This window comes from Sphingobium xenophagum, from assembly GCF_031457465.1.
GTDB lineage: Bacteria > Pseudomonadota > Alphaproteobacteria > Sphingomonadales > Sphingomonadaceae > Sphingobium > Sphingobium xenophagum_A.
Window position 1 is genome coordinate 1 of record NZ_JAVDWV010000012.1, and the last position, 13024, is coordinate 13024.

General features: G+C 64.0%; 11 protein-coding genes and 1 rRNA gene. 4 read left to right on the top strand and 8 right to left on the bottom strand.

Going from position 1 to position 13024, the window contains the following annotated elements:
• Nucleotides 1-84, bottom strand: a 16S ribosomal RNA gene (locus J2W40_RS13205); the annotation flags it as partial.
• Nucleotides 85-570: 486 nt separating this feature from the next.
• Between J2W40_RS13205 and J2W40_RS13210 the strand changes: the two genes are divergently transcribed.
• Nucleotides 571-2058 carry a lipopolysaccharide biosynthesis protein gene (locus tag J2W40_RS13210; RefSeq protein WP_310225540.1) on the top strand — a complete coding sequence of 496 codons (1488 nt, stop codon included), beginning with the start codon at nt 571-573 and terminating at the stop codon, nt 2056-2058.
• 23 nt (nt 2059-2081) lie between these two features.
• Here the strand turns inward: J2W40_RS13210 and J2W40_RS13215 are convergent, their stop codons facing one another.
• Nucleotides 2082-2510, bottom strand: a complete 429-nt coding sequence (locus J2W40_RS13215; RefSeq protein WP_037479586.1) for a CBS domain-containing protein — start codon at nt 2508-2510, stop codon at nt 2082-2084.
• A 73-nt stretch (nt 2511-2583) separates the two neighbouring features.
• On the opposite strand from J2W40_RS13215, the gene J2W40_RS13220 reads away from it, so the two are divergent.
• Nucleotides 2584-2883 carry a hypothetical protein gene (locus tag J2W40_RS13220; protein WP_037479592.1) on the top strand — a complete coding sequence of 100 codons (300 nt, stop codon included), beginning with the start codon at nt 2584-2586 and terminating at the stop codon, nt 2881-2883.
• On the top strand, nt 2876-3253 hold the full coding sequence (locus J2W40_RS13225; RefSeq protein WP_069065588.1) for an acyl-CoA thioesterase: 378 nt from the start codon (nt 2876-2878) through the stop codon (nt 3251-3253). Before J2W40_RS13220 ends, J2W40_RS13225 begins: the two co-directional genes overlap by 8 nt.
• A gap of 3 nt (nt 3254-3256) precedes the next feature.
• On the opposite strand, the gene J2W40_RS13230 is transcribed toward J2W40_RS13225, so the two are convergent.
• From J2W40_RS13230 to hisS, 6 genes are all read right to left on the bottom strand, one after another.
• Nucleotides 3257-4783 carry a DUF4139 domain-containing protein gene (locus tag J2W40_RS13230; RefSeq protein WP_310225545.1) on the bottom strand — a complete coding sequence of 509 codons (1527 nt, stop codon included), beginning with the start codon at nt 4781-4783 and terminating at the stop codon, nt 3257-3259.
• 10 nt (nt 4784-4793) lie between these two features.
• Nucleotides 4794-6197, bottom strand: a complete 1404-nt coding sequence (locus J2W40_RS13235; RefSeq protein ID WP_310225547.1) for a DUF4139 domain-containing protein — start codon at nt 6195-6197, stop codon at nt 4794-4796.
• A 135-nt stretch (nt 6198-6332) separates the two neighbouring features.
• On the bottom strand, nt 6333-7283 hold the full coding sequence (locus J2W40_RS13240; RefSeq protein ID WP_310225549.1) for a DUF4167 domain-containing protein: 951 nt from the start codon (nt 7281-7283) through the stop codon (nt 6333-6335).
• Between the two features lie 299 nt (nt 7284-7582).
• The gene (gene prmC, locus J2W40_RS13245; protein ID WP_310225550.1) at nt 7583-8398 is read right to left on the bottom strand and encodes a peptide chain release factor N(5)-glutamine methyltransferase; all 816 of its coding nucleotides are present in this window, start codon (nt 8396-8398) and stop codon (nt 7583-7585) included.
• Complete coding sequence (gene prfA / locus J2W40_RS13250) at nt 8395-9486, bottom strand: peptide chain release factor 1 (RefSeq protein WP_310225553.1); 1092 nt, start codon at nt 9484-9486, stop codon at nt 8395-8397. The genes prmC and prfA overlap by 4 nt, the downstream gene beginning before the upstream one ends.
• A gap of 148 nt (nt 9487-9634) precedes the next feature.
• Nucleotides 9635-10942, bottom strand: a complete 1308-nt coding sequence (gene hisS, locus J2W40_RS13255) for a histidine--tRNA ligase (protein WP_310225555.1) — start codon at nt 10940-10942, stop codon at nt 9635-9637.
• A gap of 143 nt (nt 10943-11085) precedes the next feature.
• Between hisS and J2W40_RS13260 the strand changes: the two genes are divergently transcribed.
• Complete coding sequence (locus J2W40_RS13260; RefSeq protein WP_310225557.1) at nt 11086-13017, top strand: M61 family metallopeptidase; 1932 nt, start codon at nt 11086-11088, stop codon at nt 13015-13017.
• The last annotated feature ends 7 nt before the right edge of the window (nt 13018-13024 follow it).

Here is a 13024-nt window from a genome sequence, read left to right on the forward strand (position 1 = left end):
CTAGACCCGAAGGTCTCGTTCGACTTGCATGTATTAGGCATGCCGCCAGCGTTCGTTCTGAGCCAGGATCAAACTCTCAAGTTTGATGTCCGATTCTTGCCAGCCGGAATAGGGCCAACAAAAACCGCTCATTTTCAGGAGCCATTCCTGCACAATATATAAACTAGTGGATATATATTGAGACATATAGACAACCCACCAAGCAAGCTCGATAGGCTCCAATAAGGAACGGCCTAAATTTAACCGACCATACCACGCCTGAAAGCCGTGGCAGACCGGAGCCGCCGCCCACATGTCCCTTCATCTAAACCAACAATGTCAAAGAACCCGCCAAACTAAAAACCGGACAACCAATCCCACCCGATCCTTACGGTCCGGGTGAACCAGCGTCCCGCCATAGTGGCAACCTTCCAGAGCGCTTCCATACAGCAGCGCCCCGTCCGGTGAACACGCCTCTAAGGGGGGAGGCCTGACCCGTCAAACGCTTTTTGCATTTTTGTTTCAGAAATTTTTGCAGGTTACAGGCTAGACCCGGTTCGACGGCGGCCATGGTCAAGGGTGACAGAGAGAATGAGTTTGCAGGATGCCGACGCGAATGACGCGGGATTCGGCGCGCGCATAAGAAGCGCGATCTTCTGGCGCTCCGGCAGTCAGATCGTCTCGCAGATGATGAGCTGGGTCGTGACCCTGGCGGTCATCCGTTTGCTCGATCCGGCGGACTATGGCCTGTTCGCCATGACGCAGGTGATCCTGAACTTCGCGACCTTCTTGAATGGCTATGGCTTGGTGAGCGCGCTGGTCCAGTCCGATTCGGTCACGCCGCATCGGTTGCGGCAGGCATTCGGCATCATGCTGCTGCTCAATGGCGCACTGGCCGCGCTACAACTGGCGATCGCGCCGATCGCGGCGGACTATTATGACCAGCCGATGGTCGCGGACCTGCTGCGGGTGCAGGCCCTGCTCTACCTATCCACCCCCTTCATCTCGATTCCCGAAGCGATCATGGGACGGGCGCTGGATTTCAAGCGGCCTGCCTTGGTCAACCTGATCGCGGCCTTCGCCTCGGCGGCCGTCGCGCTCTATGGGGCGCTGTCCGACTGGGGAGTATGGACGCTGGTGTTCGCGCCGATCGCGGGATTCTGGATCAAGGGGCTGGGCTATATATTGGCGACGGGTTTCCGGCCGATTCCCAGTTTCGATTTTCGCGGGACCGGGGCGATGGTGACTTATGGCGCGTCATTGCTGGGTGGCCAGCTGTTCTGGATCGCGCAGAGTCAGGCCGACATCTTCATCGGCGGGCGGGTGTTGGAGCCGCATCAGCTTGGCCTCTATGCCGAAGCGCTGTTCCTGACGCAGATTTTCGTCAGCAAATTCATCCCGCCGCTCAACGATGTCGCCTTCCCCGCTTATGCGCGGATGCAGAAAGATCCGTCGCGCGTTGCCTGGTCCTTCTGCAAGGCGGTGCGGTTGCTGTTGCTGATTTCCTGTCCGGTCTATCTGGGCATGGCGGTGACGGCCGAGCCGCTGGTCGAGACATTGTTCGGCGCGAAATGGCTGGAGATGGCCCCGTTCGTCGCGATTCTCGCGCTCGCCATGCCGTTCATGACGGTGCAGGTGATGTTTGCGCCGGTGAGCAATGCGCTGGGTCGGCCCGGCACCACGGCGCGAGTCGCGGCGGTCGGTGCGGTGCTGATGCCGGTATCTTTTCTGATCGGCATCAAATTCGGCGCGATTGGCCTCGCCTGGGCGTGGCTGGGTGCCTTTCCGATTCTGACCGCGATCACCGCGCGGCTGGCGGGTGCGCCGATGGGGTTGCGCCTCATCGATCTGGTCCGCGCGGCCGCACCGGCGCTGGGCTGTTCGGTGTTGATGGCGGGTGTCGTGATGGCGGTTGATTTTCTGCTGCCGCCGCTGGCCGCGCCGATTCGGCTCGCGATATTGGTGCCGACGGGCGGCGTCGCCTTCCTCGCGGCATTGATGTTGTGTTCGCGCGCCACGGTGATGGAACTGGTCGCGCTGGTGGTGCGGCGCGCGCCCCCGGCCCCGGCACCCGCCTGAACCGACGGCGCGCGCCGCCTGTTTCAAGCCGTCTGGATATAGTCGCGCAGAGCGCTGGCTTCCGATTCGATGCTGTCGATGCGGAATTTCACCAGATCGCCGATCGAAATCAGGCCGACCAACTGGCCATCGACCACGACCGGCAGATGGCGGATGCGCCGCTTGGTCATCAGCGAGAGGCCATGGATCACCGGCATCTTGTCATCGACGGTGATGGCGGGCGAGGTCATCAGGTCGCCAACCGGGTGATCGAGCGCCGCTGCGCCATCGGTGGCCACGCGATAGACAAGGTCGCGTTCGGAAAAGATGCCGACCACTTCGCCATCATCGACCACGGGCACGCAGCCGATTCGCCGATCGGCGAGCAATTGGACAGCGGACAACACCGTATCGGTGGACCGCACCTGGACGACATCGCCCCCCTTGCCCCGCAAAATCGCTGCAATCGTCATGGCTGCTCTCCTTCTGCCCTATAATTTGGTTCAGGCGCTTGATGATCCCACTTTCGCGGGCCAAAGAAAAGGGATGACACGCAAGCAAGCGCTCGATGATCCGCAGATCGCCGCCGTGGCCTGGACCCGGTTTCGCCGCATCATGGCGTGGATGGCGCTGGGGGGCGCGGCCTGCACCGCGCTGGCGCTGCTCTTTCTCTATTATCGGTCGGAAACCATGCCGATCCATATGATCATCGCGACCATATTGGGGGTGTGGCTGACCTTCATGCTGGGCACGGGGCTGATGGCGCTCGCCTTCCTATCGCATGGCACCGGCCATGACGAGCAGGTGATGGACCGGTTGAAGGACGAGGTCCCGCTGGATGACTGACAAGCGCGACGATGTGGTGTTGCGCGTGATGCCGCGCATCGCCGACATCAACGCCAATGGCCATATTTTCGGCGGTTGGGTGCTGAGCCAGATGGATATTGCGGGCGGCATCGTCGCGCATCGAATCGCACAGGGGGCCGTGGCGACCGTCGCGATCGAAAGCATGAAGTTCATCACGCCGATTTTGCTGGGCGATGTCGTGTCGGTCTATGCCCATGAGGAACGGCGTGGGCGAACGTCCCTCGCCATCCGCATCGATGTGGTGGCGACGCGCGGGGCGGAGCAGGAGCAGGTCGATCTGACCAGCGGGCTGTTCACCTTCGTCGCGCTGGATGAGAATCACCGGCCGCGCCCTTTGCCCGCCATCTGATCGTCAGCGGGGCGTCCGCAGGCGATGGTCGAGATGGGCCGTTCCCTGCGCGGGTACGGTGACCGTCCAAAGCCAGGCGCCGTTGCGACGGAGGAGACGCGGGCGTGATCCGACGAGTCGGTTGGCTTCGTCATCCTGCACGATGATTTCCGCAACCAGCGGCTCGGTGCCGCTATTGATCAGCCGAAGACCATGGCGCTGCGATTTGTCATTGAAGGTCCGTTCGTAGCGCAAGTGCGGACTTTGCCCGGCCGAGATCTCCACCTTGTCGCCGATCGCCTGATCGCGCATCCGCGCTTGCGCCAGCAACAGCGATTCATCCCCGCGCATCGCGAACAGCGACAGCCCGCCGGACGGGAGCGGCACCCCTGCCCCGCTTTCGCGCCGATTGGTGAAGCGCAGCGTGCGGGTGAGCGGGCCGCCCTCGCTGACATCGCCCTGCGCAGACAGCCGCGCGGTGTAGAGGGCGGTGAAGGCGATGGCGCGCTGGTGCAGGAGGGCGACCTGCTTTTGGCCGTTGGGGTTGAGGTCGACCGCCATGGGCACGCGATAGAGTTTGAGGTCGCCCAGTTCCTCCTGCGTTGCGACGCGGCGACCCGTCACCATGATTTCCTGGGCCGCCATCATAGCCGGGGGTGGCGGAGGCGGCGGCGGTGGCGGGGGAGCCATGCCATATACCATCTCGTCATCCTCCCCATCATAACTCGGTTCGGGCCAACAACTCAGGTAAAGCGGTGGCGCTTCCGGCGCGCGTCCGAGCGCATCATAATCCGATGTGCGGTTGAGTCGTCCCGCAATCGCCAGCAATCGCGCATCGGGAAAGGCGACGCTGTTGCCGTTGGCGACCGTCAGCCAGGCGAACAGGTCGAGCGTGCGCCCGTCCGGCGCGATTCGCGCGACATAGTCGGCGGCCCAATCGAATCCGGTGGTGAGATAGGTGAGCGTCACATCGGCCTGCGTCGCCCGATCGCTCTGCGTGTCGATCGACAAAGTGGGGGTGACGGACAGGTCGGACGGGACTTTGTCATGGATCAGCGTTTCGGGCAGGCCCGAACAGCGCAACGCCTCCACCCCGTCCGCGCTTTCGATGACGAGCGCCTGGTCGGGCGTGGAGCGGATGATGGCGTCCTGCTCCACCACCTTGCCAGTCGCGGGGTCGGTGCGGCGCAGATGCACCGGCTTGCCCAGCGCGCCCAGCGTCAGGCTGGCGGGCGACAGCAGCCGGGCGTCGCGATTTTTCTGGATGACGCCGCCGGGCAGTCCGGTCACCGCCGCGCTGACGGCGATCATGCCATCGGCCACGCCTTCGAAGCGGATGGTCGCATCGCCGGGTGAAAGGGTGATGCGACGCTGTTCGGTGACGAGCGCGAAGCCGGTGGGGAAGCGGGCATTGATGCTCCCCTCGCCGCGTTGCGGGTCGCGATAGACAGTGACCGAGCGGGATTGCGCGCCGGGCGAGACAATAAGCGTCTGCGCAGACGCGGGCGCGCCCGTCATCGCGAGCAGCAGCAGGATCAGCCAACGGCGCATCCGCGGGCCGTCAGTAGCGGGTTTCGAAAATGGCGGTGAGGCTGGTGGTGCCATTGGCGGGCACGGTCACCTGCCAGCGCGCGCTATTGCTGTCGATCCGCTGGGACGGCAGGCTTTCGCTGACGATGCGGGTATCGTCAAAGGCGAAGTCGAGGCCCGATTGGGTCAGTTCGATCGTGACCGGCTGATCCTTCGCATTGCTGAGATCGTAGCGCATATGGCTGCGCCATTTGCTGTTCGAGACACGCTCGCGCTGTTCCACGACGGGCCTGACCTTCACGTCGAAGGCGTCGCCGGTGGCGAGCGCGAGATCGCTGCCCATCGGCGTATGATCGACCTGATTTTCGCCGATGAATTGCGGCGCGCCGCCTGCGTCCTTCATATAGAAGCGCACCGTGCCGGCGGGCAGCGCGTCGCCGAGGCCGCCTGACCGCGCGGTCGAGAAATGCACGACGCTGCGGACGCTTTGCGGCTCCTCGCTGCTGGCGAGCCAGCCGTTGCGATAGGCATAGCCCGCGCGGGCGGGCACGCCCTGTACGTCGAGGAAACTGACCTGCTTGGTCTGGCGATCGGCGATGCGGGTGCGGGCGGCGATGGGGTAGAGGTAGAAATCGCCCAATTGCGCGCGCGGGGCGGTTTCCGTTCCGGCGCGGCGAAGGGCGGTCGGGCGTTGCGGCCGATAGCCCCCCTGGCTTTGGCCGACGCTGCCCGCGACCAGCAGGGTGCGAGCATTATCATAGCTGGTGCCGCTGGTGTTGGTGAGCGTGACCCAACCCTGCACGTCGATCCGCCCGGCCTTGGCATCAAACAGCGCGACATAGTCCGCGGCCCAGCCGAGCCCCGGCGTCAGATAGCGCAGCGAGGCCGCGCGCGTGCCTGCGCGGGCGCTGTCCACTATGACCGACAGGGTCGGGCGGGCGCGCAGATTGGCGGGCACCTTGTCAAAGATGACGCGCACCGGCAGGCCATCGTCGCGCAAAATCTCGATCCGCTGACCGATTTGCAGCACGACGCCGCCTTGGACGCTCAGCACCTTGGCCTGTTCGCGCTGTTCCGCGCCGGTGGCGGGATTGGTACGGACGATGGTGACGGTGCGGCCGATCGCCTTTTCCATCAATTTGCCGGGGGACAGCAGGTCGAAGTCGAAATTCTGTTCGACGATTGATGCGCCATCGGCGGCGAAGGACAGGGTTTCGGGACGGATCTGCGCCGAGACATCCGGAAATTCGATGCGGCTGACCCCGGCGGGGATGGCAAGCTGGCGCACATCCTGCACCAGCGCGAGATTATTATTGTAGATGGTGACGGCCACATCGCCTTGCGCCAAGGCAGCGGTCGGGTCTGTCGCGTCCTGCGCCAGTACGGCGGCGGGCAGGAGAGCGAGCAGGGGCGCAAGCAGGAACAAGCGGGGCATGGCGGCATCTCTCCGGTCGGAACGCTGGTGCCTTGTGCCGGATCGCGACGGGCTTGGAAAGCGGGCATGAAAAAGGGGATGGCGCATCGGCTGCGCCATCCCCTTTTTCGGACCAGGAAGCCGGTTAATCGGCTTTTATTCGGCCGCTTCGGTTGCGGGGCGGGTGCGACGGACACGCTTTTTGGGCGCTTCCACAGCGGCCTCCCCCTCATTGTCGGTGCGCGCGATCGAGGGCGGCAGCACGGCGATGTCGAGGCTTTCGCTCGGCTGCTCCGCGCTTGGCACGACCTTGCGCGGGCGTCCGCGACGCGGACGGGGTGCTTCAGCTTCAGGCTGCGGGGCAGGTGCCTGCTCAACAATGGGTGCAGGCGCGGGTGCGACCTGCTGCTCTACCGGAGGCTGTGGTTCAGCCGCAACCGGGCGATCGCGCCGTGGACGGTCACGACGGGCATTGCGATCCTCGCGCGGTTCGTCCTGGCGACGGTTCTGGTCGCGCGGGGCACGATCACCGAACTCGCGGGGTGCGCGGTCGGCCTGATCGCGTTGTGGGCGGTCGCCCTGGTCGCGTTGTCCGCGATCGGCATAATCACGCTGGGGCCGGTCGCCCTGCTCGCGCGGGGCCCGGTCGTTACGGTCGTTGCGATCATTCTGTTCACGCGGGGCGCGATCAAAACCAGGCTGTTCGCGCGGCGTGCGGTCGTAGGACGAATTGTCGGTGCGGAATTCGTCGACGCCGTCGGCGACGCCCTCGAAATCATCGCCATCCTCGTCGAAATTCTCGTCCGGGCGGCGGTGGCGCTGCGGCTGGTTTTGCTGCTGCTCTTCCTGCCGGGCGCGGTTGTCGGCCAGGACACGGAAATAATGATCAGCGAACTGGAGATAATATTCGGCGTTGACCCGATCACCCGACATCTGGGCATCGCGCGCCATATTCTTGTATTTTTCAAGAAGCTGGGTCGCGTTGCCACGGGCGCGATTGTCGATGCGGTTGCCGCTGTCACCACCCCCGCCCCGATTGTTGGTGTTGGGACGTCCGTTATTATTCCGGCCGCGATTGCGGCGACCGGCCTGCCGGTTGTTGATCAAGATATGATCCTTGTGTTCGCTGTCATAACCTTGGCTGAAAACACTGTTCCGTCGCCATCCCTTAGCGCGACCCGCTCATCGGGCCGGATATAGCTCCGCAGGACATAGGCCATTATCTGGCCTATGCCGTCCAATGCCAGAGGTGCCGCGCAGCAGCGCCATCATGACTTTAAGGAGCTAGAAAACAGCTTTTCCATCAATGACCTAATAAGATCATGTCGCCGGAGCCTGCTGTTCCTGACCCCGATGTAATGGCTTTCATAAGATAAACCAAGCAAATTCGGCTTTATCGTCATCAATCATCGCGTAGCGACCAGGCAGCGGTCCAGCCCCGCCAGATCGCACAGGGGCCGCACGGCAAGGCCGACCCCCTCCAGCAACGCGGTGATGGCGACGCGCTGGTCGTGGCCGATCTCGATCGCGGCCATGCCGCCCGGCGCGATCAGGCGCGGCAGGTCGGGGATGATACGGCGATAATCGTCCAGGCCTTCGGTGCCCGCAAACAACGCGCGGCCCGGTTCGCGCAGCACATCGCCCGCCAGCGCCGCATCGCGGGCGATATAGGGCGGGTTGATGAGGAGGAGGTCGAACGGGCCGTCCACCCCCTGCCCCCAATCGCCCAGGCGAAATTGCGCGCGCGTCGCCAGGCCCAGCCGCGCGGCATTGCCCTGCGCGACGGCGAGCGCGCCGGGCGAGGCGTCGATCCCCAAGCCCTGCGCGGTCGGCCATTCGCTCAAGGCTGCGAGCAGGAGGGCGCCGGAGCCGGTGCCGAGGTCGAGGATGGAGGTAGGTGCGCGCGCCGCGAAATGATCGACCGCCGCTTCCACCAGCGTTTCGCTATCGGGGCGCGGGATCAGCACGTCGGGCGTGACCGTCAGGCTGATCGTCCAGAAATCGCGCGTGCCGCTGATATAGGCGATCGGCTCGCCGTTCAGGCGGCGGGCGAGCAATGCGGCGAAGGTGGCGGGAACCGCCAGCTCGCGCTGGCGCAGCAGCATGTCGGTGCGCGACAGGCCGAGCGCATGGGCCATCAGCAGTTCGGCGTCGAGCCGCGCGGTGTCGCTGGTCGCGCTCAAACGGGCGGTAGCCTCGCGCAGCGCAGGCGCGATGCTCACCCCACCCCGTCCAGTTGCGCCAGCCGTGCGGCTTCGTCTTCGGCGATCAGCGCGTCGATGACTTCGGCAAGGCCCGGTCCTTCGAGGATTTCGGGCAGGCGGTGCAGCGTCAGGTTGATGCGGTGGTCGGTGACTCGCCCTTGCGGGAAATTATAGGTGCGGATGCGTTCGGAGCGGTCGCCCGACCCGACCATCGCCTTGCGCGCGCCGGCCTGTTCGCTCTGGGTGCGTTGGCGTTCGGCTTCGTAGAGGCGGGCGCGCAACACCTGCATCGCCTTCGCCTTATTCTTGTGCTGCGAGCGCTCGTCCTGCTGGATAACGACGAGGCCACTGGGCAAATGGGTGATGCGGACGGCGGAGTCGGTGGTGTTGACGTGCTGGCCGCCTGCTCCACTGGCGCGGTAGATGTCGATCTTGAGGTCGCCATCGGCGATCTGGACGTCGACTTCCTCCGGTTCGGGGAGGACGGCGACGGTCGCCGCGCTGGTGTGGATGCGCCCGCCGCTTTCAGTGACGGGGACGCGCTGGACGCGGTGGACGCCGCTTTCGAACTTCAATTTCGCGAAGACGCCGGTGCCAGTGATGGAGGCGACGATTTCCTTGAAACCGCCCGCTTCCGACGCATTGGCCGTCATCTGCTCCATCTTCCAGCCCTGCGTGTCGGCATAGCGCTGATACATGCGGAAGAGGTCGCCCGCGAACAGCGCGGCTTCGTCGCCGCCCGTTCCGGCGCGGATTTCCAGCATGGCGGGGCGGGCATCGGCGGAATCGCGGGGCAGCAGTTGCAGCGCCAGTGCGCGTTCGGCCTGGGGCAGCTGGCTCTTGAGGATCTGCATTTCCTCCTGCGCCATTTCGCGCATCAGCGGGTCGGCGTCGGCATCGACGCCGCCCGCCATATAATCGAGCGCAGCCAGTTCCTGCCGCAGGCGGCGCACTTCATGCGCGGCGCGGGCGACCGGCTCGATCTCGGCATATTCCTTCGACAGGCGCACGAACGCATCGGGCGCGAGGTCGGCGCGCGTCATCGACGCCTGCACCTCATCCCGGCGCGCCTCAATCTGCGCGATGCGTTCAGGGGATATATGCATTAAGTGTTGCCCCTAAATCCGTTCGGGCTGAGCGAAGTCGAAGCCCTTCGCTGAGCCGCAGGCGAAATGCCTTCGCTACGCTCAGGCGAGCCCTTCGACAGGCTCAGGGCGAACGGGGTTTGGGGTGCGCGATCAGGCGAGATGTGCATTAGCGGGACCAGCCCTGCGTACCCACCTGCCAACCAAACTCTGGGCCAAGAACCTCCAGCGCATCTCTAACGAAAGAGTCCTGCTCCTGATTATTCAGCGTCGTGTTATAAAAGCTAAATTCGAGCGGTGAACCAACACCGTCCGGCTCGCCAATGAACAGCTTGGCTACAGCGCCTGCCTTGTTCGCCAGTTCTCCCCTTCGCTTCAGGTTACCTTTAAAGGCTAAGGAGCAAGCGTAACCTGCTGAACGTAGCAGTGCTGTTGCTCGGATAGCCCGGCCTTCCAAGCTTTCTGACCTTGGAATGATCGCGATCGACGGTCGTTCAACCTCCGGCGCGTCAACCAACATCGCCAACCGCTCTATCCCCGCTGCCCAGCCGACGGCTGGGGTCGCGGGACCACCCAGATTTTCGATCAGCCCGTCATAGCGGCCGCCGCCCAGCACGGTGCCCTGCGCGCCCAAGCGATCGGTGACGAATTCGAACGCGGTGTGGCGGTAATAGTCGAGGCCGCGCACGAGGCGCGCGTTGCGTTCCCAGGCCACGCCAGCGGCATCGAGGCCGCTCGTCACCTTGTCGAAGAAGCTGCGGGCTTCGTCGGTTAGATAGGCGTCGATGTCGGGTGCGCTGTCGGCGACCGGGCGGTCGCGCGGGTCTTTGCTGTCGAGGATGCGGAGCGGGTTGCGCTGCAGGCGATCGACGCTGTCTTCCGACAACTCGCCACGATGCGCCTCGAAATGCGCGATCAGCGCGGCGCGCCAGGCGTCGCGGCTGGCGGCGTCGCCGAGCGTGTTGAGCGTCAGCGTCACGCCGTCGTTGATGCCCAGTTCCTTGAGCAACTGGTCGGCCATGACCAGCAGTTCCACGTCCGCGCCCGGCTCGGCCGCGCCGATGATTTCGGCGTCGAGCTGGTGGAACTGGCGGAAGCGGCCCTTTTGCGGGCGTTCGTAGCGGAATAGCGGGCCGTGGGTCGCGACTTTAAGCGGCGCATATTGCTGCCAGCCCTCGGTGATATAGGCGCGGCTGATCCCGGCGGTAAATTCGGGGCGCAGCGTGATGGAGTCGCCGCCGCGATCGTCGAACGTGTACATTTCCTTCGACACGACGTCGGTGCTTTCGCCCAGCGAGCGGGCGAAGACGGCGGTGGATTCGAACACCGGCACTTCGACGCGCTGGAAGCCGTAGAGTTTGCGCACCCGGTCGAAGGTCGCCACCACATGCGCGAAGCGTTCCTGGAACGCTTCCGTGGTGCCGCCCAGCATGTCCTGCGTGCCGCGTACCGGACGCGGCGTTTCGATTTTAGCCATGGGGATGGGCCTTTAACCGCAATTGGGCCCCAAGGAAACGCGCTTTTTATGCGCCTGCATCAAGGGGTGGACGCGCCCGCGTAGCGACGCCATTGTGCGGGTATGAGGGCCGTCCGGCCCAAACTGCATTTTCGGAGATGTTCATGATCCGCAGCCTTGCTGCCGCCCTTTTGCTGACAACGGGCCTTTCGACCGCGATTGCCAGCCCCCTTTTCGCGCAGGAGGCGATCCGGTCCAAGCCGACCGCCCTGCCCGTCAATGACGCGACCCCTGCCCCCAAGGACGTGCCCTATCCCGGCGGCACCATCAAGTTGGAGGTCGATGCCAGCGACACGACCCAGCGCATCTTCCGCGTGAAGGAAACCATTCCCGTTGCGACCAGCGGCCCGATGACGCTGCTGATGCCCGCATGGCTGCCCGGCAATCATGCGCCGCGCGGGCAGATCGAGAAGCTGACGGGGCTGACCATCACCGCCAATGGCCAGCCGGTGGCGTGGAAGCGCGATCCGCTCAACGTTTTTGGCTTCATCATCGACGTGCCGCAGGGCGCGCGCGAAGTGGTAGCGCAGTTCCAGTTCCTGTCCGCGACCCAGCCCAATCAGGGCCGCGTCGTCATCACGCCCAAGATGCTGAACATCCAGTGGGAAAGCGTCTCGCTCTACCCGGCGGGCTATTATACGCGGCAGATCCCGGTGCAGGCGACCGTCACCTATCCGGCGGGCTGGCAGGCGGCGACCGCGCTGCGCGGCACCAAGAGCGGCAACCGCGTCGCTTATGAGACGATCGATTATGAAGCGTTGCAGGATTCGCCGGTCTTTGCCGGCCGCTATTTCAAGGCGGTGGACCTGGGCAAGAATGTGACGCTCAACATCGTCGCCGACGATGCCGACGAGCTGGAATATAAGCCCGGACAGATGGCCAAGCATAAGAAGCTGGTCGATGAGGCGGGCGCGCTGTTCGGCAGCTATCATTTCGACCATTATGATTTCCTGCTGGCGCTGACCGACGAGATGGGCGGCATCGGCCTGGAGCATCATCGCTCCTCGGAAAATCAGGTTGAGCCTGGCTATTTCAAAAGCTGGGACAAGGGCGAGGCGCTGCTCGATCGCAACCTGTTGCCGCATGAATTCACCCATAGCTGGGACGGCAAGTTCCGCCGCCCGGACCTGTTGTGGACCCCCGATTTCCGCACGCCGATGCAGGATAATCTGCTGTGGGTCTATGAAGGGCAGACGCAATTCTGGGGCTATGTGCTGGGTGCCCGGTCGGGGATGTTCACCAAGCAGGAAACGCTCGACGCCTATGCCCAGATCGCGGCGAAGCTGGACACCGCCGTCGGTCGGCAATGGCGGCCGATGGAAGACACCACCCATGATCCCATCATCTCCGCGCGGCGCCCCAAGGGCTGGGCCAGCTGGCAGCGGTCAGAAGATTATTATAATGAAGGGCTGATGATCTGGCTGGAGGCCGATGCGATCATTTCCAAGGCGACGCGCGGCACCAAGGGGCTGGACGATTTCGCCAAGGCGTTCTTCGGCGTGAAGCCGGGTGACTGGGGCCAGCTCGTCTATAATCGCCAGGAGGTGATCGACACGCTCAACGGCATCGCGCCTTATGACTGGGCCGGTTTCTTCCGCACTTATGTCGACAGCCCGACCAAGGAAACGCCCAAAGGCGGCTTCATCCTGGGCGGCTATAAGCTGGTCTATGGCGAAGAGCCGAACGCCATCACCAAGGCGGCCGAGGGCGCGAACAAGATGGTCGACCAGAGCTTCGGCCTGGGCGCGATCGTCAAGAATGACGGCGAGATCAGCGCCGTCATTTGGGACAGCGCGGCGTTCAAGGCCGGGCTGGTGATCGGTGCCAAGATCCTGGCGGTCAATGGCGACGAATTTTCCAGCGACGTGTGGAAGGCAGCAATCAAAGCCAAGCAGCCGATCCAGATCATCCTAAAGCAGGATAAATATTACCGCACATTGTCACTCGATTATTCGGGCGGGCTGCGCTATCCGCGCCTCGAAAAGACAGGAGAGGGTGAAGGCAGTCTCGACCGACTGCTCAAGCCGAGAACATAATCACCCG

Bases quoted from the DNA above. Each gene is read 5' to 3' on its own strand.
- J2W40_RS13225 (WP_069065588.1), top strand. From the start codon at position 2,876: ATGACTGACAAGCGCGACGATGTGGTGTTGCGCGTGATGCCGCGCATC.
- J2W40_RS13220 (WP_037479592.1), top strand. From the start codon at position 2,584: ATGACACGCAAGCAAGCGCTCGATGATCCGCAGATCGCCGCCGTGGCC.
- J2W40_RS13215 (WP_037479586.1), bottom strand. From the start codon at position 2,510: ATGACGATTGCAGCGATTTTGCGGGGCAAGGGGGGCGATGTCGTCCAG.
- J2W40_RS13260 (WP_310225557.1), top strand. From the start codon at position 11,086: ATGATCCGCAGCCTTGCTGCCGCCCTTTTGCTGACAACGGGCCTTTCG.
- J2W40_RS13235 (WP_310225547.1), bottom strand. From the start codon at position 6,197: ATGCCCCGCTTGTTCCTGCTTGCGCCCCTGCTCGCTCTCCTGCCCGCC.
- hisS (WP_310225555.1), bottom strand. From the start codon at position 10,942: ATGGCTAAAATCGAAACGCCGCGTCCGGTACGCGGCACGCAGGACATG.
- prfA (WP_310225553.1), bottom strand. From the start codon at position 9,486: ATGCATATATCCCCTGAACGCATCGCGCAGATTGAGGCGCGCCGGGAT.
- J2W40_RS13230 (WP_310225545.1), bottom strand. From the start codon at position 4,783: ATGCGCCGTTGGCTGATCCTGCTGCTGCTCGCGATGACGGGCGCGCCC.
- J2W40_RS13210 (WP_310225540.1), top strand. From the start codon at position 571: ATGAGTTTGCAGGATGCCGACGCGAATGACGCGGGATTCGGCGCGCGC.